This is a genomic window from Nostoc sp. (assembly GCF_041747015.1).
Lineage (GTDB): Bacteria > Cyanobacteriota > Cyanobacteriia > Cyanobacteriales > Nostocaceae > Nostoc.
In genome coordinates this window covers 17,494-41,592 of record NZ_JBGTFY010000056.1, presented here as the reverse complement: position 1 = coordinate 41,592, position 24,099 = coordinate 17,494, and the positions used below count along the sequence as shown (strand labels likewise).

Annotated in this window: 16 protein-coding genes and 2 pseudogenes; 7 read left to right on the top strand and 11 right to left on the bottom strand. The window is 40.7% G+C overall.

What is annotated here, in order from left to right:
- Nucleotides 1-394 (top strand): annotated as a pseudogene (gene psaB / locus ACEW80_RS04290) (photosystem I chlorophyll a apoprotein A2); the annotation flags it as partial.
- 84 nt (nt 395-478) lie between these two features.
- Here psaB and hpsP read toward each other — a convergent pair.
- The 9 genes and pseudogenes from hpsP to ACEW80_RS04245 all read right to left on the bottom strand — a co-directional run bounded on the left by hpsP (nt 479) and on the right by ACEW80_RS04245 (nt 11,144).
- Nucleotides 479-1,654 carry a hormogonium polysaccharide biosynthesis glycosyltransferase HpsP gene (gene hpsP / locus ACEW80_RS04285; protein ID WP_373525398.1) on the bottom strand — a complete coding sequence of 392 codons (1,176 nt, stop codon included), beginning with the start codon at nt 1,652-1,654 and terminating at the stop codon, nt 479-481.
- A gap of 25 nt (nt 1,655-1,679) precedes the next feature.
- Nucleotides 1,680-2,858 (bottom strand): hormogonium polysaccharide biosynthesis glycosyltransferase HpsO, encoded by a 1,179-nt coding sequence (gene hpsO / locus ACEW80_RS04280; RefSeq protein ID WP_373525397.1) that lies wholly within the window; start codon nt 2,856-2,858, stop codon nt 1,680-1,682.
- A 74-nt stretch (nt 2,859-2,932) separates the two neighbouring features.
- Nucleotides 2,933-3,913: a hormogonium polysaccharide biosynthesis glycosyltransferase HpsN gene (hpsN, locus tag ACEW80_RS04275; protein ID WP_373525396.1), complete on the bottom strand. Its 981-nt coding sequence runs from the start codon at nt 3,911-3,913 to the stop codon at nt 2,933-2,935.
- A 58-nt stretch (nt 3,914-3,971) separates the two neighbouring features.
- Complete coding sequence (locus tag ACEW80_RS04270; RefSeq protein ID WP_373525395.1) at nt 3,972-5,093, bottom strand: acyltransferase family protein; 1,122 nt, start codon at nt 5,091-5,093, stop codon at nt 3,972-3,974.
- A 234-nt stretch (nt 5,094-5,327) separates the two neighbouring features.
- Nucleotides 5,328-5,439: pseudogene (locus tag ACEW80_RS04265) on the bottom strand (glycosyltransferase family 2 protein); the annotation flags it as partial.
- 321 nt (nt 5,440-5,760) lie between these two features.
- Nucleotides 5,761-6,912: a glycosyltransferase family 4 protein gene (locus ACEW80_RS04260; RefSeq protein ID WP_373525394.1), complete on the bottom strand. Its 1,152-nt coding sequence runs from the start codon at nt 6,910-6,912 to the stop codon at nt 5,761-5,763.
- 11 nt (nt 6,913-6,923) lie between these two features.
- Nucleotides 6,924-8,570: a hormogonium polysaccharide biosynthesis protein HpsL gene (gene hpsL / locus ACEW80_RS04255; protein WP_373525393.1), complete on the bottom strand. Its 1,647-nt coding sequence runs from the start codon at nt 8,568-8,570 to the stop codon at nt 6,924-6,926.
- 295 nt (nt 8,571-8,865) lie between these two features.
- The gene (locus tag ACEW80_RS04250) at nt 8,866-9,981 is read right to left on the bottom strand and encodes an ABC transporter permease (RefSeq protein WP_373525392.1); all 1,116 of its coding nucleotides are present in this window, start codon (nt 9,979-9,981) and stop codon (nt 8,866-8,868) included.
- Nucleotides 9,982-10,262: 281 nt separating this feature from the next.
- Nucleotides 10,263-11,144, bottom strand: coding sequence for an Npun_R2479 family HD domain-containing metalloprotein (locus tag ACEW80_RS04245; RefSeq protein WP_373525391.1), 882 nt, complete (start codon nt 11,142-11,144; stop codon nt 10,263-10,265).
- Between the two features lie 388 nt (nt 11,145-11,532).
- On the opposite strand from ACEW80_RS04245, the gene ACEW80_RS04240 reads away from it, so the two are divergent.
- Nucleotides 11,533-12,990: an efflux RND transporter periplasmic adaptor subunit gene (locus ACEW80_RS04240; RefSeq protein WP_373525390.1), complete on the top strand. Its 1,458-nt coding sequence runs from the start codon at nt 11,533-11,535 to the stop codon at nt 12,988-12,990.
- A 46-nt stretch (nt 12,991-13,036) separates the two neighbouring features.
- Nucleotides 13,037-16,159: an efflux RND transporter permease subunit gene (locus ACEW80_RS04235; RefSeq protein ID WP_373525389.1), complete on the top strand. Its 3,123-nt coding sequence runs from the start codon at nt 13,037-13,039 to the stop codon at nt 16,157-16,159.
- A gap of 636 nt (nt 16,160-16,795) precedes the next feature.
- Here ACEW80_RS04235 and ACEW80_RS04230 read toward each other — a convergent pair.
- Entirely contained in the window at nt 16,796-18,445 is a 1,650-nt protein-coding gene (locus tag ACEW80_RS04230) for a mechanosensitive ion channel (protein ID WP_373525388.1), read from the bottom strand.
- Between the two features lie 314 nt (nt 18,446-18,759).
- Here ACEW80_RS04230 and ACEW80_RS04225 point away from each other — a divergent pair, with 314 nt between their 5' ends.
- The gene (locus ACEW80_RS04225; RefSeq protein ID WP_373525387.1) at nt 18,760-19,203 is read left to right on the top strand and encodes an SRPBCC family protein; all 444 of its coding nucleotides are present in this window, start codon (nt 18,760-18,762) and stop codon (nt 19,201-19,203) included.
- A gap of 512 nt (nt 19,204-19,715) precedes the next feature.
- Nucleotides 19,716-19,991 carry a hypothetical protein gene (locus ACEW80_RS04220; protein ID WP_373525386.1) on the top strand — a complete coding sequence of 92 codons (276 nt, stop codon included), beginning with the start codon at nt 19,716-19,718 and terminating at the stop codon, nt 19,989-19,991.
- Nucleotides 19,992-20,034: 43 nt separating this feature from the next.
- On the opposite strand, the gene ACEW80_RS04215 is transcribed toward ACEW80_RS04220, so the two are convergent.
- The gene (locus tag ACEW80_RS04215; RefSeq protein WP_373525385.1) at nt 20,035-20,859 is read right to left on the bottom strand and encodes a SirB1 family protein; all 825 of its coding nucleotides are present in this window, start codon (nt 20,857-20,859) and stop codon (nt 20,035-20,037) included.
- A gap of 604 nt (nt 20,860-21,463) precedes the next feature.
- Here ACEW80_RS04215 and ACEW80_RS04210 point away from each other — a divergent pair.
- Entirely contained in the window at nt 21,464-22,363 is a 900-nt protein-coding gene (locus tag ACEW80_RS04210; protein ID WP_373525384.1) for a choice-of-anchor L domain-containing protein, read from the top strand.
- Between the two features lie 142 nt (nt 22,364-22,505).
- A complete protein-coding gene (locus ACEW80_RS04205; RefSeq protein ID WP_373525383.1) occupies nt 22,506-23,660 on the top strand; it encodes an endo-1,4-beta-xylanase in 1,155 nt (384 codons plus the stop codon).
- The last annotated feature ends 439 nt before the right edge of the window (nt 23,661-24,099 follow it).

Here is a 24,099-nt window from a genome sequence, read left to right as displayed (position 1 = left end):
CAACGTTGCTCAGTTCAACGAAAACTCCACATACCTAATGGGCTGGTTCCGTGATTACCTCTGGGCTAACTCCGCTCAGTTGATCAACGGATACAACCCCTACGGCGTGAATAACCTGTCTGTCTGGGCTTGGATGTTCTTATTTGGACACCTCGTTTGGGCTACTGGTTTCATGTTCTTAATCTCCTGGAGAGGTTACTGGCAAGAGTTGATTGAAACCCTTGTTTGGGCACACGAACGTACTCCTCTAGCTAACCTAGTTCGCTGGAAAGACAAGCCTGTAGCTATGTCTATCGTTCAAGGTCGTGTAGTTGGTCTAGCTCACTTCACTGTTGGCTATGTCTTGACCTACGCCGCATTCTTGATCGCTTCTACTGCTGGTAAGTTCGGTTAATTCGGCTGCTAGTTTTGTAGATAAGTAATAAAAATCCCCTGCCGCAAGGTGGGGGATTTTTTCACGTTCTACTTTTTTGGAACTCTAGAGCTTGTTTGCCAGAATTTTCTGGTAAGCTTGGATTGTTTGTTTAGCGATCGCATCCCAGCTAAAATTTTGTAATGCATATTTTTGGGCATTTAATCCCCGTCGTTGGCGTTCTGCGGGATTTTGTAAAGCTTCTTGCAGTAATTCAACCAGCGCTTGGACATTGGTTGCGCCCACCCAACCAGATTCACTATCAAGTACCTGCTGATAAATATGCACTTGGTCAGAAATTAGCACCGGTGTTCCTGCTACCATCGCTTCAGCTACAGCAATCCCAAAATTTTCGTAGTACGAAGGTAAAACAAATAAATCCGCAGCTTGTAGTAAACTAACTTTTAGTTCACCAGTTACAAAGCCAGTAATTGTAGTGTGCGATCGCAATGGTGAATTTTGAATTTGCGATATTATCTTTTGTTCATAATCTGGATCTTGGGGATTTGTTCCAGCTAAAACAAAATGAAACTTATAACCAATTGCTAACAGCTTCTCTAGCGCCGGAATCAACAAATTTAAGCCTTTTTTCGGATCAATTCGTGACATAAACAGCACTAAAGGCAGATCCTTTGGTATTTCTAACTGACTACATACATTTTTAATCGGAGATTGCAGGGGAATTACACCCAAAGGAATTACCAAATCTGGCGTAGATACCCCAAATCGCTCTGATATTTTGGCTTCTTGCTCGCTAGTAAAATGAATTGTCGCCGCACCAGCTAAATTTTGACGTTCTATAAATGCAACATAAAGCTTTTTTAATTGCTTTTTTTTCTTTAAATCAGCCGGATCGAGAGTACCCAAAGGACGCAAAATATAAGGTAGTTTTTGCTGACGACATACAATAGCCGCAGCACTACTTATAGGAGAGAATAGAGCATGAATATGTGCTATGTCAAACTCTTGAGCATGACGTTTTAACCAGTTTAATAAATCTAAAGAAAATTTGTAGCGACGAAATGGAGCGCAACGAAAGTAAATTATTTCATAACCATCTTGTTTAACTGGGCAATTTAAAGGAACATCTAGAGGTGTTTGACCATTATCACCATTACTATCAGTTGTGAGAATTGTAACTTCCACTCCCTCTTTTACCAACGCTGGAGCTAATCCTAGTACCATTTGACTGGGACCGCCGTAAATTAGAGAAATTGAGGGGACAATTTGTAATATTTTCATTTTTTTGTCATTTGCTAATAGCTAATTACTCTTGACTATTAACTAACTCTTGATAAAACTCTAATTGCTGTTTAGCTAAAGCCTTATTTGTATATTTAATCATTGCTTTTTGATAACCCATTTCACCAAGAGTATGAGCAAAATTAGGTTTATCCATTAATTGAACTAAACAATTAGCAAGGGCTTGAGCATCGCCTTCGGGAAAGACTAAACCAGCGTCGCCAATTACATGGGGGATTTCACCAGAATCGGAACCAATTACAGGTACTTGGCAAGCCATTGCTTCAATTAGTACATGACCAAATTGTTCTTTCCAGCCGACAGAGGTTAAGGTTTTAAACTTGTAAGTTGTTTCTGAAGGCAGTACCAAAGTACTCATTAAATTGATATAGTTTGCAACCTGATGATGAGGGACACTTTCTACCAAAATTAGCCGTTCTTTGAGATGATTTTCTGTTGCTATTTGGATTAATTCAGTTTGCAATTCTCCTCGTCCCAGCAGCAGTAATTTCCAAGGTTTATTTTTTAACGTTACTAAAGCTTTTAAAAGTGTTAATAAACCCTTTTGTTGCACAAAACGCCCAACAAAACCCACCACAAAATCTCCTTTTTCAATACCCAACTTAGTTGCTAATTCTGGTTGAGCTTGGGGAATAAATAGACTTTCATCTACACCCAATTGTGGCATAACTTTAATTGACCCTTGATATCCCCGCGATCGCAAAACCTCTGCTCCATCCTGATTGCCAGAAATGATCCCATGACTGTGGTTGAGATTATATTTTTCTAATAAACCAACTGGAAATTTTAGTTCATAGGGTAGATTCCACCAGGTAAAAAATACATTTTTTGCCTTGAGTCCTAAGAGTTTATTTAAAACAATCATCTGACTATAAGCCAGTCCCCTAGACCCTTGTTCTACCTGGATGATATGCGGACGAAATTGTTTTAACAAAGATACTAAATCAACACCAAAGGTAAGCAGTCCTTGATGATTTTGACTAAAATTAGAAACAGGAACTATTTTAAACCTACCTTCATCGCGGTATTCAGTTTCAATGATTTTATTTTGCACACCACCTGGTTTCCAGCGCTTTGGCACTACAACTGTCACTTCAATATCCGGTTCTAGTTGAGATAAAGCGCGTAATTTTTCACAGTTCAGGTCTACGATATAAGTGTGACTAGCAACTAAAATTTTCATTGATATTTGTTATTTGTCATGTGTCATTTTTTTAAATAATTAATGCCCGATGCCCAATGCCCCATGCCCAATCACTAAACTTGTTTATCCAATCGACTATAAATTTGACCATCATTCCATGTTGATTGGATGACAGTACCCAAGGCTTTGAAAAAACCCAAAGTGTAGAAAATAGCACGACTGGCAATTTTGATCGGAGAACCGCTTTTGTGACAAGGTGGGCGTCCCAAAACGTGACAGTCAAATAAACGGGCATATAAACGTAAAGCTTGACTAACAGTGAGATTTTTCAGCCCCAGTAAGAAATGGTTGTGGTAAAAGGTGAGTTGATATTTGAGCGATCGCATACTAATATCATGACAACCCCCAGTTTCTTCGCCTAAATGCACCAAATGGGCTTCTGGGTCGTACCAAATCTTATATCCAGTCTGGCGCACCCGCAAACAAAAATCTGACTCTTCGCGCACTGCACTACCGCCAAACCTCTCATCAAACCTCAGCCCGTACTTAGTAAAAATCTCACGGCGAAAAGACATATTACAACCTCTTGCCGTCAGTACTTGTTGGGGTTTGATGGTATGTACTAAATCAATATGATACCAAGCAATTCCAGGGTCCATAGCTTGGGGAGGCAGATATTCAATCTCTAAATCTCCTCCAGAATCACCCAATTTCATTCTGTCAAATACCCGTCCAGCGACAGCCCCCACCTCTGGGTTTTGTAAATAATTTTTTGCATGGGCTGCTAACAATCCTGGGGTTAACTGAACATCATCATCAATAAACAACATTATTTCACCAGAAGACCGCCGGATAGCATAATTGCGCGCCCCTGGCAAACTCGCCCAATCTAAGCGCAACCATTTAATTTTACCTGCCCCCGCCATCTCCTCTAAATAGGCTTGAATTTCTGGCTGGTGTTTTGGGGTTTGGTCTATCACCAAAACTTCAAAATTTGGATAGTCCTGTTTCAGAACATCCACAATGCTATCTCGTAGCGGTTCCTCCCGACCATATGTCGGTATAACTACAGAAATTAAAGGGTAATTAGCCATAAGTTTTTATACTAGTTTATCTAAAGGTAATTGAAATTTTCGTTAATCATGCGAAACACTAATTTTGCTTATTCATGACTGTTGCAAACATTTTCATTACGAATCGCTCTATTTTAATAAATGAAAATACATAAATTCCCATTAAAATACTCACTATCATTAAACAAACCCCTATCTTCAAATAGTTATTTATCTGAATTAGATAATTTAATTTAGGTAATAATACAAAATACAAAGGTTGATGAATTAGATAAATTTGATAAGAATAAATTCCTAATAGACTAAGAAAGCTTAGTATACGTCCAATTTTAGTTATTTTATCGAGACGGAATAATACTGTTTGAATACCCAAAAAAAATAAAGGAGTAAACAGCATATCTATACCTAACATATATATATATTTGATTTTAAAAATAGTTAAGATAGCATAAATCAGAATTCCCACGCTAAAAAGAATGCTTGCAACAATAAAATCTATTTTTCTAAAAGTTTGATGCTCGGCATAGATAAATCCCCAATAAAGTCCCAGACAGAACTGAAATAAATAACTTCCTATAAAATTATTTTGCAAGAAGAATAAATAAGTATTGGTATCATCATCTATCAGAAAGTAAAAAGCTAAAAGCTTAGTTATTATTGCTCCTATAATTCCTAAAATTAATATTTTATTCGGCTTATTTTTACAACACAAAAACATCAATGGTGTAAGTAAATAAGCCTCTAAGATTACTGTAAAAAACCAAAAACCAGGATTGATTGATTGGAATCTTATCCCGGCTATACCTATAAATGATAAGAAAAAATTGAGGTTTAAATTAATCTTAATATTAGTAAAAAGATAAAGTAAGCAACTTAATATAACAGCTAGTATATAAGGAGGATATATTCTATACAAACGTTTAATTAACCATGATTTCCACTTAGTTTTAATTGGCTCTATCTGGTTTTTTTGTAACTTAGAGATTAGAGCATAACTTGTGTTCAAACCAGCCATTAAAAAGAATATATCGACAGCAGCATATCCGAGCTTTGCTCCATTGCTATCCAAAATTGAAATTAGTTGCGATCGCTCAGGATAATTTTGAAAAAAATGAAACATGACAATTGCTAAAATTGCTAATCCTTTTGTCTGATCAATCCAATTAAATCTAGTTTGGCGTGTTTGACTGTGAGTATTCATATATCTGATATCTCGGAGTTTCTGTTCAGCTTGATATCCAGCAATTCGACCTTTAGAGGCTGGTTATTCGCTAATACCTGCTGATAACTAGAAAGATACCAGACTTAGCCACTAGGAGGATTTAGCAACCCTTGGTTAAGCTTAATACACAAGCAAGCTTCTGTCCATCATAGCGTACTGGGTATTTTCACTATGTCCCGTCAGATTATTAAACGTTTTTGTTTTCTTGCTTGCTTAACCCAAGGCTTTGAAAAAACCTAAAGTGTAGAAAATAGCACGACTGGCAATTTTGAAAAGGAGAATCGCTTTGGTGACAAGGTGGGCATCCCAAAACGTGACAGTCAAATTAAAAAAGCAGGGGGGCAGGGAGCAGGGGAGAAAATCCACCCACAAGGGATGGGGAATCGCCACGACTCTAAATGCACGTCGAGACGGAGTAATGCCACTTCGGTGGATTTTGTCTGTGAAGCGTGAAGACTCACCGCTCTTTTAGGAGCGGTGAGTATTTCAAATTCTGACTTTTCATGGGTTATAAAAAACCTCTCTTTTTGCAGAAGAGAGGCTGGGAATTTTCCCCTTCACTATTAAGTAAGTGGGCTAGGGGGTTAGGTTTACGTTGGTTTTTCCACATCAGCTAAAAAGTCAGAATTTACATTTAGTCAATTGTTTACACTACTGCTGCATAAAGATTATCAAATAACTCATTTTGCTTTTCGGAGTTATGCATAATTTGCGCTTGAGCTAATGCTCCTGCACTCAAAAATTCATAATGTTCTCGTTTATCGGTTCTATCAAGAAATTGGATAATTTGTTGTAATGCTTGCCCTGCCAAATAATCATAGGTACTATTCAAAATTTCCCAATATTCATCAGTTTTAGTTTTCTCTCCGTGTAGCCAATTACTCCAGTGCCTAATTTCATTAATTGGTAACTCCAAAATATAGCCATTTTCGCCATGACGAATAAACTCTGGTAGGGCACATACATTCGTTGTAATTGCCGGAGTTGCAACGGAAAATCCTTCGATGATACTATAGCCATAAGTATCATGTAATGTTGCCATTAATTGAAAATGACTTTGCGATAATAACTCAATAACTTTCTCATTAGAAATATTTTTATGAAAGATAACGTTATTTAAATTCAGTAACTTTAAATCATCTATGTATTTGGTGCGATCGGGAAAATCAGTTGGGATTCCTGAACCATGTTCTAATCCCGATATTATATGTATAGTAATAGGTAAACCTAATTTTTCAGCTTTCTTGGCTAGCCTTAAAGCAACAACTCCGCCTTTGCGGGCAATATGATTTCCTATAAATACAATCTGGAGATTTTGTTGTTCCTGATAAACTTTAGATTGGTTAACTCTGACTGGAAAGTTAGGATGTATCACGTCCACTTTTTTACTTACTTTTTCTTCTATCTTCCAACCTTCTATCCGCTTAATTAATCTCAACCTTGCATAATCTGAAATAGCAATAATTTTTTGGCAATTTTCTAATGCTAATCGATTATTTAATAATTCATAAATTGCAGCTTCACCTTGATTCTGAGGATTTCTGTATAAAATACGATGATCCTCAAAAGTGAGAAACCAAGGTTTATTTGTGTATAAAATCCTGTTGAAAGAATGAATAGCTTGGTATCTTCCCCATACAGGTTGCCATGCCATAAAACTACCTAAAGGATACCAAATTTTTTCTATAGGATATCTGCCTGCGGGAAAAGCCTTGGGGGTGATGAGTGTATGCCGAGAATTTCGAGGTAGGTTTGGAATGCTGAGGTGTTTTTGACCTGCTATGATCACTTTTACCATTTTTATTTCATTTAAATTGTTTTTAGACGTTTTTTCGGGGTTTTTTGCTGAGGGTTGGCATCTTCTCGATCTTGTTTCTCCAGTTCTGGTAATTTAAAAAGGACTCCCGCGTAAAACCAATAATAGACAGCAACTGGATCAACATCCAGAGGGTAGTAGTAGGTGTTGTAGCTAATAAACAATATAAATACCCACAATGCTGCTCCGTAACTGCGGAAATTACGGTTCTTTATGGAGCGATAAGTTTTAAAGCCAATAATTGTTAAAGTTGTTACTAAACCCAGAAAAGCGAGTACTCCCAGAATTCCAACTTCATAAAGTACTTTGGGGTAGTAGGTTTCCACAAGCTTAGTTTTACCCATTGCACGGGCAGAGTTAGTTGCTCGACCTAAGCCACTTCCTAAAGGCCCCTCTACGTTTTTCCAATTTTCTTCAAATTGCTGGACGATAAAATCTTGAGGTGGTGAAGCCTCCCAGCGACCTGTAAAACTCTCGGTTCTCTGTTGTACGACAGCAGGGTTAGTCACCATCGCAATTCCCAAAATCAAGGCAAGTCCTATCCCTATCGGGATAAATCGTTTGAGGTTGCCAATTTGTCCGGTGAGTAATAGCAAAATCCCAAAGCAGATTGGTACTAAGGCTAAGGCGATTCTCTGCCCAGAGATTACAGCATTGATAAAGACTGTTACTAAAGAACCTAAACCCACCAGCCGCCATATTGGGGAGGGATCGGTGAAGCCAGTGGCAAAGGCAAAAAAGGTGCTAGCAATTAAGAACCATGCCCACTGCCAAGGAGCTACAAATGTCCCTGGTAGGCGAATAACTCCTTCATCGGGACTATATACTAGCGCCCCACCAATATAACACCTGGCTTCGAGTGTTGCTCTAAATAAAGCATCTCCTTCAAGACCTCTAGTGCCTTGACATACACCAGTTATTAGTAATAGATATTGAATAAATCCCAGCACACAGCAAATCAGTATGAGAACAATCTGGAGGCGCGATAAAAATAGAAAATCCCGCTTATCCCGAATTAAATAGTAGGCACAACCAATCAGGGGGACATAGCCTAAAAATACTTTCAGTCCCAGAATTCCCATGCCTAATGGTATTTCTTTTTCTGCTTTTTCTAATAGCCCGACACTAGGCGGGTTAAACTGCTGTCCACCATTGATAAACAACAGCGTTAGCAGACTGCAACCTAAAACAATATAAAGTGGGATTTTAATGCCTTGGGGAATAATTAGGGGTAGCCCCTGTTTACGGCAAGTCTGCCAAAGTCCAATTAGTGCTGGAACGTAAAAGGCATCTTTAGCTAATTGGAGTATGGGACTATTCCCCAAGTAGTAAGTGATAGTACCCCCCATAGGCACGTAAATGATGAAGGCATACAGCGCTTGGCGGGGGTATTTATAGGAAAGGGACATGATGAGTATCCCCAACATACCAGGAACTGCTGCTTTAATTCCAACTACAAAAAAAAGCAGAATGCCAACAAAGACACTAGCAAAGCTAGCGGTGGTGAGTAAGCTAGTGAGTTCTTTACGCCCTTGGGCTGCTTTGCGCTTTTGGGCTAACTGTTCTTTGAGGCTAAGGGTAGAAGTTTCTTTTTCAGCCTGTTTTTTTGATTTTTGATATTTTGACTTAGATTTCGCCATAGTGGCACTGTACCCTATCAGCCTTAAAAAACATCTCGTAGGATGCCGTGGTGTATATAGTATTTGTAATATCCATAGCCCCGATTATATTCTGCGTTTTCTGGTAAGAAATTTAAGTCATAGCGGATAATATTGGATGTGCCGCACATTGAATAGAAATTTTTTCTTTTAATATATATATTTACTACCTTATAAGCGATCGCTAGCAATGACTCGCAGGTTCCGCAATAATTTTGGATAGGTCTAGAAGGTTTGATCTACAGACTCTTAGTTTAAAGGTGTCGTGGAATTTTTACTATCTTCTTAAACTGCGCGGGTCGAGGGCATCTCTGAGCCCATCACCGAGTAAGTTGAATGCCAATACTGTGAGAATAATCAGCACAGCAGGCGGCCAGATTAACCAAGGTTGCAGTACCAAAATTGAAGCATTGCTAGCCAGAGAAAGCATATTGCCCCAAGAGGGATCTGGTTGTTGAATTCCCAAACCGATGAGGCTCAGTATCGCTTCTGCACCAATAAAGCTGGGAACTGCAAGAGTAGCGGAGATAATTATATAACTAGCTGTCTGCGGCAAAACGTGGCGGAGGATGATATAAAGTGGGTTTCCGCCCATTGCGCGTGCTGCTTGGACAAATTCTCGCTCTTTAATTGATAGTACCTGTCCCCGTATAACCCGTGCTAAACCAGCCCAGCTAATAACCGAAGTAATTACCACAATCAGCAAAAAGCGCTGGGTACTGCTTAAACCAGGCGGCAAGACTGCTCCCAAAGTTACCAAAAGATAAATACTAGGGAAAGTCATTAGGACTTCAGCCAAGCGCATGATCATGCTATCAGTCACACCGCCGAAATAGCCGGAAATTCCACCGATGATCAAACCGAGGGGATAAGTAATGATAATGCCAAAAATGCCAATAAACATACTGATGCGACCGCCGTGCAGCAGGCGACTAAATTGGTCGCGGCCTTGGTCGTCAGTACCCAAGAGGTTGAATTTTGCGCCGCTTGTTGTGCCAAATAAATGCCAATTTAAGGGAATACCAGGAAAGATTGTGACTTCATCCCACTTGGGAGGTAGTGGCAAACTCATCTGCAACAATCGGTATTCTGGGCCGGAGATAAATAGACGAAGAGGTGAAGGCTTTGTAAAGTCTACAATGACTTGGCGATCGCCTGTTTCTAAATTCGTATCCCCCTGGGTCGTCGGATAAATATGGGGACCGACAAACTGCCCTGACTGCGAAACCCAGTGTATCTTAGTTGGTGGCAGCAGTGAACCATTGGGCTGTGAGGCATAGGGATCATAAGGAGCTATGAAATCCGCTGCAATTACTGCTATATAAAAAACTAACAGCAAAATTGCCCCAAATTGTGCCAAAGGATTTTTCTTCAGTCGTCGCCACCAATCCATAGTAGTTAGGAGTTATAAGTTATGAGTTATTAATTTTTTATCTTAATTCATGATTAACAATTTTTAACTCTCAACTCTGCCAATTTTGAATTTTAGAATTCGGCGTGAGCGTTACTTCACTACGAGAGGCTGCACGTAGCAAGATCCCGTTTGCGTAGCGTCTCCGACAGGAGAAGGGTACGGCGCTGCTCAGTGACCACGCCAACGACAACGCTCAGTACAAAGTCAGTCGAAGGATTTTTACTTCAATCTAAAATCTAAAACTTAAAATTGAATAACTCCTAATTCCCAACTCCTAACTTTTCTAAATATTGCTGCTGTTCTTGCTGTTGTTTTTCGTGTTCTACAACAAACACATTTGAGTAGAGATTAGCCAAAATTTGTTTTCCCTGTTGTGTCAATGATAGATAATGCAATCCCTCTTGGATATAGGGAAAAACGCCATTCCAGTAAAATTTAGCGTAGTTATTACGTAAATCGGCAGGGGTTTTATAGCCCAAAACTTTATTTACACCAGTTTCTTCAAACTCGTAAAATAAAGAAGTAATTTTCTTCAAGTAACGCGGGTCGCTTAGTTGCCCAATCAAATCAGCAGCCCGGACTAACCCGGCAAAGCACTTTGTATCTTGTTGATCTTCTGCCGCAGGTACAGGAAATCGAGTCAATTCAATATTGCTCTTAATCGCCTCGGCATCTATTAACTTGTGACCCCCAAAACGCTCATCGATAAACAGCTTGGCTCTATCAACATGATAGGGTGTGAGACTGGCATCAGAAGCGCCAGAAGCTACAGAAATCATTCTGCCATTTTTACCTGTGGCATATAAGTCTGCTGTTTCTCGGTCTTGTCGGCAAACTCCTTTAACGTAGCCAATATCATGACACACTAAGGAAATGATACAATGCAACCAGTCTTCACTGGAAACACCACCTTCTCTAATATGTTTGCCACGTAAGATTTCTTGCCCTACTAGGGTGACAAGGACAGTGTGTTCAACATTGTGATAAAGGGCATCGCTATTGGCAATGTTTTCCAAAGCCATATTACCAGCCCAAGCGATAATATCCTGATAATCATTTTTGAAACAACCATAGGTGCGACGGTAGCCTTCTCGAATTTCATTTACAAAGGCATCAATTAAAATTTCAGTGGCATTGAACATATCTGGTTACTCTGGTAAATACCAAGTTATTGATTGATTTCAAAATTCCATAATCAGAGTCATTCTTGCTGGAATTTAAAACAATGCAGTTTGCTCCTTTGTAACTCAGATATAGGTCTGGACGCTAGCTTTTTCTATGTCCATATTCATACATATGTTGTGTGACGTAGAGTAGCTAAATGAAATGATTATTTATATCACAACTTAATATAAAAACTTAAGTATATTTATTTAGTAAGTAATTGTATAAAATATAAATTTTTGTAATAAGTTTGTGAAGGACATTTACTGATAAATGCGTCATAGTTGACATTAGGTAAATAAATTTTAAGTTTTTTTAAGAAAATACTAAAGGTGGTATGCGTAGACAGAAAGTGGAGGGGCGACTGTGAGCGATGAAAGAGTTTCCGAAGTCGGGGTAGAAGAAGTTGTAACATCTGAGGATGATCCTTTTACGAGCAAATTAGCTAAAAAACAAACCAGAGCATGGTTAAAGCCACTATTGTTAGGTGCTGGTTTAGGAATTGCGATCGCCTTTGGTGGGATGGGTGTATTAAATCGTCTTCCATCTGGTCAACAAAGTGCGATCGCGGATAAAAAAGTTAACCCAGCGCTGACAGTCACTATCGCTACAGTAGAAACCGCCCGTGTTGTCCGTACCCTCAAAACTACTGGGACTGTCGCGGCGCGTGATTTAATTCCGGTGTTGCCGCAGACAAATGGCTTGCAAATCAAAAGCATCCCTGAAAATGTGAAAGAAGGAGCTTTTGTCAAAAAAGGTCAAGTGTTAGCGATGTTGGATGATTCCATACTGCAAAACCAAATTAGCCAAGCAAAAGCAGATGTGGAATCCAAACAAGCAGATGTGGAATCTAAACAAGCAGATTTGGCATCTAAACAGGCAGACTTGGTGTCAAATAAAGCGATAGTCCAGCAAAAACAAGCAGATTTAGCTCAAGCTAAGGCGAGGCTAGAGGAAGCAGTCAAAAATTATCAGCGTTATCAACAACTTGCTGACTCTGGGACGATTAGTAAACAAGAACTTGATACTCGTTCCTACAATGTGAAAACTGCCATACAAGTTGTTAATCTCGCCCAAGAAAATGTGCGTAGTGCCCAGGCGAATATTGGCAGCGCTCAGGCGAATATTGGTAACGCCAAAGCTATTATCAACAAAGCTAAGGCCGATGTCCGCAGCAGTGCTGCTAAGGTGCAACAATTGCAAACTCAGTTGGGACAAACTGTGGTACGTGCATCGGTTTCTGGAACGATCGCCGAGAAACTGGCTAGAGTCGGTGATATTACTGGTGTGCCGCCGCAAACCCAGGCTGGGACTGTGATTGGGGGGACGCAAAAGTTATTTTCGATTATCCAGGATAAAAAACTAGAACTTCAAGCGAAGGTTCCCGAAACTCAGCTAAATCAGGTGAAAATTGGCGCATCGGTGCAGATTACTTCTGATGTTGATCGGCGCGTGCGATCGCAAGGACGAGTCAGGGAAATCCAACCACAAGTGAACGATCAAAGGCGTGAAGCTACAGTAAAAATTGACTTACCGCCAACAACTTTACTTAAACCAGGGATGTTTGCTAGTGCTGCAATTACTACTAACTCAGGGATGAGGATGGTAGTACCGCAAAAAGCAGTCCAGTCTCAGTCAGACGCAAGTGTAATTGTATTCACCTTATCGGGTGAGGATACAGTCCGCACCCAGAAAGTAGAGTTAGGAGATCCTGCTAGTGGTGACAAAGTGGAAATTAAGAGAGGGTTGCAGTTAGGCGATCGCGTCGTAGTTGATGGTGCAGGTTATCTCAAAGATGGCGATAAAGTTCGAGTCGCAAAGTAAAACCGAGATGTTGAAAAATGACAAATGACTAATCTAAAATTTCCCCATGTCCTTTAATATCTCAGCTTGGTCGATTAAAAAACCTGTTCCCACAATAGTTTTATTTTTAATTTTAACAGTGGTGGGTTGGTTCTCTTTTATATCCTTGGGGATTGATATTAATCCTAATATTGATGTGCCAACAGTTTCGGTAAAAGTCACCCAACCAGGTGCAGGACCTGCAGAACTAGAATCCCAAGTGACGAAAAAAATTGAAGATGCCGTCGCGGGGTTGGGCAATATTGATTATATGATTTCCACCGTTAGCGATGGGAATTCTCGGACGACAATTAGTTTTGTTTTGGGTACAGATAGCGATCGCGCCACCAATGATGTCCGCAATGCGATCGCTCAAATTCGCCAAGACTTACCCCAAGATATCAACGATCCCATTGTGGAACGCCTGGAATTTTCCGGTGGCTCGGTGATCACCTACGCGGTTAAATCAGATCAGCGTTCTGTAGAAGAACTAAGCAACCTGGTAGATCAAACCATCAGCCGCGCCTTATTGGGAGTCCGTGGTGTCGCCCAAATTCAGCGTGTGGGTGGGGTTGACCGAGAAATTCGGATTAATCTTAATCCCGATCGCTTACAATCTTTAGCGATCACCGCCACCCAGGTAAACGACCAAATCCGCGCTTTGAATATTAACTTACCTGGCGGACGTGCCGAAGTTGGTGGTAGCGAACAAAGTATCCGTACTTTAGGAAGTGCCACCAGTGTAGATATTTTGAAAACCTACGAAATCCTCTTACCACAAGGCGGTTCCGTCCCCTTATCCAGCTTGGGAACCGTAGAAGATAAATTTGGCGACGTGCGCCAAACTGCCCGTCTGAATAATCAACCTGTGGTAGCTTTTCAGGTATTGCGTAGTACTGGCAGCATTCTGGTAACAGTGGAAGAAGGAGTCAAAGCAGCAGTTAAACAACTGGAAAAAACACTTCCCGCAGATGTCAAGCTGGATTTAATTTTTACTAGAGCCGATATTGTCCGCCAATCGTACCAAAGCACTATTGAGGAATTGATTCAAGCTTCGGTGCTGGCGGTGATCGTTATTTTAGTGTTTTTGCGGGACTGGCGAGCAACATTAATTACGGCTGTTGCCTTACCTTTATCAATCATTCCCACCTTCGCAGTGCAGCAAGCTTTTGGTTACACCCTCAATAACATGACTTTGTTGGCATTAGCGCTGGCAGTGGGCAACTTGGTAGATGATGCCGTTGTAGAAATTGAAAACATGGAACGGCACATGGCTATGGGCAAGTCAGCTTGGCAAGCGGCTTTTGACTCTTCTGACGAAGTGGGATTAGCCGTCGTAGCAAGTGCCGCGACGATTATTGCGGTGTTTATGCCCGTTGCTTTTATGGGTGGGATTCCGGGGCAATTTTTCCAACCATTTGGTGTTACCGTTGCCGTTTCCACAATTTTTTCAACTCTTGTAGCGCGGATGGTTACGCCCATGATGGGAGCGTATCTCTTGCAGGAGAAAAAGGAGAGTCGGGGAGTAGTAATAAAATTTTTCAATTTTAAATTTACACTCCCAGGTAGCGGGAACGGAAGTAGAAAACTCAGCACTGAAAAGCGTCGGCGTTTTCAACCTTATAGATCACTCTTAGAGTGGGCGTTACGCCATAGATTAACAACGATCGCGGTCGCCTTAGCTTTCTTCATTGCCAGTGTGATGCTGGTTCCCTTAATTCCCAAGGGTTTCGTTGATGATGGCGACTTCGGATTTTCCAATGTATCTGTAGAATTAGCTCCCGGCTCCACTTTAGAAGACGTTAACAAGGTAGTCACACAAGCGACTGACATCATCCGGCAAAACCCAGTCGTTGAAAGGGTACTAGCAACAGAAGAGATCAATTCTGCAACCCTTGCCATTAATCTCAAACCTAGAGAGGAACGAAATATTTCTCAAAAACAGTTTGAGGAACAAGTGCGCCCTTCCTTTGAACAAATACCAGGAGCGAGAATTAGTTTTCAAAGTCAGTCACCAGGTGGCAGTCGTAAAGGTTTATCAATTGTTCTCAGAAGTGAAAATCCTCAAGCATTGAATCAAGCTGCTGATGCCCTAGAAAAACAGATGCGATCTATAACTGGATTGGTAGAAGTGTCTTCTAGTGCGAGTTTAGTTAAACCAGAAATTTTAGTAATTCCTAACCCACAACGGGCAGCAGATTTGGGAGTGACAGTGCAAGCGATCGCTCGGACTGCTTCCCTTGCCACCATCGGCGACAATGATGCTAACTTAGCAAAATTTAATTTAAGCGATCGGCAAATCCCCATTCGTGTGCAAATCGACCCGAAAGCGCGGGCTGACATCAACAGGATCACGAATCTCCAAGTACCCAGTCAAAATGGTAGCCTAGTTCCCCTTGTGGCAGTGGCAGATATCCGCTTTGGTAGCGGACCTGCTACCATTAACCGCTACGATCGCGCCCGTCAAGTTGCCGTAGAAGCCAATTTACAAGGGATTTCTTTAGGTCAGGCAGTCGAGACAATTAACAAACTACCTGTGATGCAAAACTTACCGCCAGGAGTAGTACAGCAACCTTCAGGCAGTGCCAAAATTATGCAAGACATTTTCGGTCGCTTTGGCGCTGCATTAGGGCTGTCATTAATGTGTATCTATGCAATTCTGGTGTTGCTGTATAACAACTTCCTGCATCCATTATCAATCATGGCAGCCTTGCCCTTTTGTTTAGGCGGCGCACTGATAACGTTGATGATTGCCCAAAAACCCTTGGGACTTTATGCCCTGATTGGTGTCGTGTTGCTATTAGGGATTGTCACTAAAAACTCGATTTTGTTAGTTGACTATACAATCATCAATATGCAAGAAGGCAAAACCCAACGTCAGGCACTTATAGAATCGGGTGTGTCACGTCTGCGCCCAATTTTAATGACTTCTCTGGCAACGATCGCCGGGACTTTGCCCCTAGCATTAGGAATTGGTGCGGGTTCTGAAGTCCGCCAACCAATGGGAATTGCCATTATGGGCGGTTTCACAACTTCCACCCTGTTGACATTGGTGGTAGTGCCAGTAATATTTAGCTACATTGACAACTTCCAAACTTGGATTATGCATACATTGCGCTATGGCTTTGGTAAAAAACCGTCGCGCCCATAAAAGCCTGTTTCTTTTTTTCTTTACTCACATCAGCCGGAGGTCTTCCCAAACTCTACCGATTTCCCGGCTTTATATGGATATGGTTAAAAGCCACATCTTTCGTAAGGGTTTAGCAATGCTAAACCCCTACAGCGTGGTCTATTTACGATTTTCTACAAAATTGTACTAAGTGCGATCGCAATTAACGACACTAAAAATACCTTGTAAGAGATAAGCGATCGTTTAGAGAATTATTGAAAAGTTATCAATTTGATTTTTTCAAGTTATAAAAATATTGTAGATACTAGATTGCACAACTCGGAACTTCGACCTCTGAACTCGGAACTCCGACCTTTAAACTCGGAACTCCGACCTTTAAACTCGGAACTCTGACCTTTAAACTCGGAACTCTGACCTTTGAACTCGGAACTCCGACCTTTGAACTCGGAACTCCGACCATTGAACTCGGAACTCCGACCTTTGAACTCGGAACTTGAGGTTCAGAACTCAAAATCTCAAGTTCTACACTCAAACTCCGAGCTTCTAAGCTCTAACTTTTAACCTCTTAAGCAAAATTGCTGATAGATTTTCTCTACTTTTGATGCTTACGGCTGCACTTTCCGAGATTTACAAAGGAAATTGCGCCTTCATCAACTTTTAGTTTCTACCTTTGAAAGAGTTTAGCCATTCTTGAACTTGCTCTCGTGCAATATCGCGTCCTCCAAGACCAAAGGCTAGAGCAATAGCAACAGCGATCGCACCTAATAAAAGTCCAAAGGCTAAATTTACAATATCACTGGCAACTCCAATCTGTTGCAGTGCCATTGCCGAGACTAAGGCAATGATGGCAATCCGCGCCACCTGTCCCAAAATTTGGGCTTGGCGGTCGCCGGAACTGGTAATGATGTTAAAAGCCATATTTGCTAGGAATAAGCCAATGGCAAATATTACCAATCCCGCCAAAATCCGCCCGAATACGATCACAATACCCGACACTAATGCTGTCAGGGCTGCAATATTCAGGATATTTACTGCCGCCACCGTTGCAAACAGCATGATACCCACCAAGGCAACAATACCTGCAATTTCCGATGGAGTGCGGCTTGTAATCGGGGGTGTTGGTTCTCTTGAAATTACAATTTGTCTGGTGGGTGTTGTCAAACCCAGTATGGTGAAAATGTTATTAAAGCCTAAATTGGTGAGGATACTTGTAACCAAATCCGCGACAAACCGCCCCACGAAATAAGCAACAATCCAAATTGCCACGGCTGTAAAGATGGCAGGGAGGGCGTTAAGAACCTGTTGCAGCATCGAGATCGCTGGCACAGAAATCGCATCAATTCGCAAGGCATTGAGCGCTGCGATCGCTACAGGAATCAAAATCAAAACATAGACAATTGTGCCGATAATACTCGATAAAGGTTGCACCCCCGCAGTGGAAGATAATCCCAATTGAGTACCCAAACGGTCAATGCCTGTTGTTGCAAGCAAGTTCGTCACAATCCGCCGCACCACATTAGCTATGAACCAGCCAACTACAGCAATTAATATCGCCGCTAAAATGTTCGGCAGAATTAGCAGAACTTCTGTAATTAGAGCTTGTACTGGTTGTAGAGCCTGCCTTAGTCCGAGAGTATCCAAAACTGGGGCGAGAAACAGTAAAAATATAAACCAATACAGAGCATTGCCAATCGTCTCACTCAGAGACAGTTGATTGAGGCTGGGTGTTCTGTCTTCTGTTTCTGGATTCAAACGCTCATCCAGGTTAAATGCCTGTAATGAGCGCACAGTGAGTAGCCTCACAATGGTCGCTACTAACCAGGCGGTTGTCAAAATGATTCCCGCGCCAACCAACTTTGGCAAAAAGCCAATCAGTTGATTGAGAAAATTATTCAGGGGTCGAGAGACGACTTCCAGATCCAATGTCTGTAAGACAGCTACCGCCGTCAACAGGATAATGCTCCAAAAGACTAAGCTGGAGATTATTTTCTCCACTTGGGGAACATCTTGACGACCTGTTATTCCGGCGGCAATGCGGTTATCTATGTTTGTGCGATTGAGGATTCCTCGCGTCACTGCTGCTGCGATCGCTGCAATTAGCCAACCTACTAACAAAATTGCCACTGCCCCCAGCAAACGGGGCGTAAACAGAATTAGCTGTTGAACAATACCTTCCACATCAGCTAGTCCTTGATTCACTGATCTTTGGGCCGGTTGCAGGCTGGGCGATTGTGCCAAAAATTGCTGCCCCGTCGTGGACAAAGCAACTCCTATCACCTGTGTTATTCCTTGCCAAGTTGTGTTCATGGTTTTCGGGAATTAAGCTTAAGTATTAACCGCAAACACTGGAGATACTTATGGGATGCCTGAATTTGAATAATTTTGCACTCCAGTAAGTTCACTAGTGTTTTGCCTATCAATTTAGCAGCAAATTACCAGCAAACTCATATATACGTTTAATATTGGGAGTATTTTTTTAACTTTGTTAGGTAATTTCTCGTTTTATCAAAAAATAACGCCAAAAATAAATTGTTCCTAATTTTTTAGTACTACACTGTAATGTGTCCAGAGTGCTTGATTTTGCGCTACTCTAAGTGCAGCAACAGCATAAAATATGTGCAATGTCCCAAGTTTTTGAACAATCGATTCAAATTAATGCTACAGCTACGGTAGTAGAGCGCTGTCTTACCGATCTCGCGCTGATGCATCGTTGGCTCAACCCCGTTCTCCGTTGCGAACCTGTGGGCAAAGCTTGGAGTACCAATGTCGGCAGTCAAAGTCGTTTTATCGTTCAAATTCCGCTACTGAAACCCACCCTAAATAGCGTAGTTGTGCAACGAGAACCGGGTTTAGTAGTCTGGGAATTTCAGGGATTTTTTCAAGGGCGCGATCGCTGGGAATGTCAACCAACACAAAAAGAAACGCGCCTACTGAACCGTTTTGAGTTCGATATTCCTAACCCTGTAATAAGTTGGGGTTTCAAAACCTTTGCTGTATCTTGGACAAAAGAAGATATGCAATCCCAACTGCGCCGCCTCAAACAAGTAGCAGAACAACAAGAATAATTCGATCAGGCGTTGCTGAATTAGGGTATGAAATTTCAAAATTACGTTTATTCAACTCTTAATTCTTTGCGCGGCAGTCGCTCATGGGGGAAACCCCCTTCAACCGCGCTGGCTCGCCTTTGCGTGAGGCTCAATTCATACCGCCATTATCCAATGCCTTCGATCATTAGTCATTTGGTATTGAGTTTTCGCCAGTATTCGTGCTAAAAGCTGTCGGTGGATTCTTTAAAAGACTTTTGCTATTACTCTCAGAATTCATTCTAGAGCAGTTGTTGAGAATAATAGCTTCATCATTACCTTAAGTATAAACACAGTTTTTAACCTCTTGTAGATGTGGCTACAAACCTTTTAAAGTAAGTATTTTTACATTACTTTTACTAGATTAGTAGCTTTAATTGGCAGTGAATTTCCTGTGAAGCAGGTAAAAAAAGCTGTTCTATCCTTAGAGATACGGATTAGTATTGAAGCCTTGAAAGCTGACAAAAAGATTCGTTTATAGGTTAAATGACACAATGTTTAATGTAAATTTTTTGACAAATTTATCACTCGCTACAGTGGGAGCAGCAGTTATTGGACTGGGAGTAGCAGGAACCGCACAAGCTGCGACTTTTACTGAAATGGGTGATGCAGGTAGCACTTTAAGTACCGCCCAAAATCTTCCTGGTGGCATTAATGTCAACAACCCGCAGTTAAGGCATAAACATAAATTTTTATTTAAGCCGTTTAATTTAACTAACCACTGCTGTGTCAATGTTGCTGACACAGCATTTTTGATACTTAAGTTGTAATCAAAGCTATTGTATCTTTCTCACGCAGTCCTTTTTACTTGATTCAACCATTATTACGCAACTTCGCAAGTAACTGCCGAATCACATCTGCATCCTCAGCATCAGGAACCTTTTCTAGATAACTTTGTAAGTCATCTACAGCTTGGGTATAGTTACCAAGTTTATAATAAATTAAACCGCGATCGCGCAATTCTAAACTTAAACCAGGAAACAGCAATAAAATTCGTTCAATCGCTGCTAGCGTTTTTTCTAACTCTTGTTGTTTGATATAAATAAACTTTAAATTTGTGAGCATCCGTGCCAAGAATTGCCGATGACTGACTACGGCTAAAAATTCTGGTTGTAGCGTCACAGATTGCTGATAAAGTTGAGACAGTCGTTCCTCGCAATCTTGGGCAAATATTATTTCACCGCTATTAAAAGCATCCACAAAAATTTCTATATCTGGAATATCCGGGCGGATCAGAAAATGTCCTGGCATCCCCACACCCACCATTGGAAAATCAATCCGTCGGGCAACCTCCAGGTAAACCAACGCTAAAGTAATAGGAATCCCCAATCGTCGCTCAATTACATCATTTAATAAGCTGTTGCGCGGATCATAATAGTCAAGTTGATTACCAGAAAACCCTAAATCATCGTAGAGATACTGATTAATAGTTTGAACCATCCGCAAAGGATATCGTGAGTCAGGCAGGCGTTCTTGAAGTTCCCATGCCATTGTATCGAGGGCGTTGAGATATTCCTCTGGATCTAAGTTGGGATATTCTTCTTGTGCAATATACAAAGCTGCCTTTGCTAAATCAATATCCTCGTCAGACTGCTGAATCTCTTGATAAAAATATTGTCGTGCTGACGAAAAATTCATAAGCTGTTGCTCGGTGAAAGTGTAAGATGTAAGCTTTCCTTTCCTAATGTAATCTAGTAAGCAGCGATCGCTACCCTAAGTTTTTAACCACTATGGTTTTTATCGGTAGATATTATAACACTGTGTTACTACGATGTTCTTAAATATAGATTCTGTTTACATAGCCATACTTACACATAATCACGTAGATAAACCTATCTTAAAGCAACAACTTAATTTTACAAAGTTTTAGTCAATTATTCACTTGATAATGCGTATATAAGTCGCCTTGCATCTAGGTTTTGGCTACTATTTAATCTAATTTTGAATGTATTTCTTATGTGAATACACGCACAAACTCTCGACACTAAATAAATTTGCCAGTAATCTAAGTGAATAAGCGAGTGAGGAAAACACTGATGATAACCTCCTTAATAACTAGAAGACAAAAGCTAAGTTCAAAACTTTAGTCATTTTCACTAGTGCTTATATCTGCGCTCTCCATGAAATGCTGAATTTGACCTGTCGCACTTGAGGCGTTGTGTGCAATTTCGCCAAAAGTTTCGCATAGGCAATTGAGGATATTTCTACTCTTAACATCCACTTTTTTTAGGATAAAAATCTCATGAACTCATTAACTCAATTTCTGAAGCAAAGCGCATTTACATTATTAGGTTTAGGAATATTAACTGCTCCCGCTCATGCTGTTAACATTATTACTACTAGCGATGCCAACGTTTTAGTTAACAGTATTTTAGGATCTGGCATTACTGTCTCAAATGCTACATATAACGGTGCATCTATTGCGTCTGGAACTTTCACAGATGGATTTTCCTCAGGAATTGGCATAGATACAGGCATTATTCTTACTTCCGGTAATGCTACCCTTGCTCCTGGGCCAAATACTCAAGATGACGCAACAGGTAGCAATGGCTTACCTGGGGATGCTGACTTGGATAGCTTGATTTCAGGATTTAATACTTTCGATGCAAATACTCTCCAATTTGATTTTACTTCAGCCACAGGGGATCTCTTTTTCAACTACGTCTTTGCCTCGGAAGAATACAACGAATTCGCTAATACCGCATTTAATGACGTGTTTGGCTTTTTCTTGGACGGGGTTAACATTGCTCTGCTTCCTGGAACTACTACGCCAGTTTCAATTAATAATGTCAACGGTGGTAATCCATTAGGCATTAACGCCCAGAATCCTCAGTTCTTTAACAATAATGATCCATCAGACGGTAGCCCATCCTTCAATCTTCAATATGACGGTTTCACTAAAGTATTTGCTGCTAGCGCCAAAGGGCTAAGTGCTGGAAATCACACCCTTAAACTGGCAATTGCAGATGCGGGAGATAATGTTCTTGATTCCGCTGTGTTTATTCAAGGTGGTACTTTCTCTAGTGAACCACCAAAAAGTGTTCCCGAACCCACTACTATGTTAGGGATTTTAGCATTCGGTGCTTTTAGTCTAAATACACTCAACAAGCGCAAACAATCGAAAGCCACAGTAAAAGCATAAATTCATTGCCAAGTAATTTTAATACTGCGGTGTGAGCGATCGCTCACACCGCAGTTTTTGATTTTGATAGGACTTTTCTCAAAGAGTATAAAATCTTTATTTTGTAATATAATAATCATTGTATTTTTATTAAGTACAATTTATGACTTATCGAAGAAATTTTTTAAAAAGAGCAGGATACACAACCCTTTCTGCATTATTGACTACGGGGTTTTTACAAAAGGATAAGCAGAACGAAAATCATAGCATAAATGCTGCCATAACAAATTCTACAATTGAGAATACCCCCCTTCGGCAATTAGCTGCCGCTAAAGGAAAGCGCTATGGTACAGCAATTTCTAGTGACATTTTGCTAAAAGAAAAAGATTACGCTGACCTAATTGCTCGTGAATGTTCGATTGCGACACCGAATGGTGAATTAAAATGGAATGCCACTGAACCACAGCCAGGAAAATTTACCTTTGAATCAGCAGATGCGATCGCTGACTTCTGCCAAAAGCATAAAATGGAATTGCACGGGCATACCCTTTTCTGGCACATGGCAAAACCAGACTGGGTTCCCTACCCCCCCACTCTTAAGATGATTGAACGGCACGTTAAAGGTGTCATGGGGCATTATCGCAATAGCCCAGTTTTAAAGTCTTGGGATATTGCTAACGAAATTATTGCTGACAATGAAAACGAAACTGATAATGCTACCTACGGTTTACGTAGAGGTGTCAAACCAGAATTGATTCGAGACTTGTTTTTATTTGCCGCTTCAGTTGATAGCAAGAAGAAATTTTACCTCAACGATTTTGGCATCGAAGGCGCTACATGGAAATCAGACCGTTTCTTAAAAATGGTCGAATATCTGAAGAATAAAGAAGTTAAAATTGATGGGGCTGGTATCCAGTCGCATCTGTGGTTTTCTACAGCCTATGCTTTTGACGAAAAAGGATTTAGTTCAGTCTTAAAACGGCTTAACGATCTTGAAGTTAAACCAGTAATCACAGAATTAGATATTATTATTGATACTCCCCTACCCGATAGTATCAAAAAGCTAGACCAGATGGTAGCCGACAGTTACAAGCGATATCTTGACTTGTGCTTTGCGGCTAACGTTGATACTGTAATTACATGGGGGATTAGCGATCGTCATACCTGGATACGTCATCCCGACTGGATACCAGGAAAAACCTTTAGAGAGAATCCACAACTCCATAAATTTCTGCGTCCACTTCCCTTCGACGAAAACCTGAAACCTAAACTTGCTCGTAATGCTATTGCCCAGGCTTTTAGTCAAGCAGTTCGTTAAATACCAGTAAAACATACTCCACACAGGTAGGTGTAAAGTGAACTTTTAAGTATCATCCTAAGCGAAGTATCTGGAGAAGTTCTTGGTAATATTCACCTATAAATCAAAACGACTTTACACTCAACTGCCGATTACTGCATTGGTAGACGCAAAAAGTTGAGCCTGCGATGTGCTTGTTTGTGACAACTTTTGATGTGGATAAGATTCATAATGCTGCCTAGAGAGCGATTCGTTGGGCAGTTATGTCGGGCAGTTATATAGATAGATACGAAGAAGTTTTGGCTCTCAAACCCAAGTTGGCAGTATTCTTATTGCGCGAATGCTGACTCTACTTACAACACTAAAAACTCTTAATTCTCAGCAACGCAATATTTTGGAGTTTATCACACACGCAATTGTTGCCGCTCGTGAGAACAAAGAAGCTCCATCTTTACTTTCA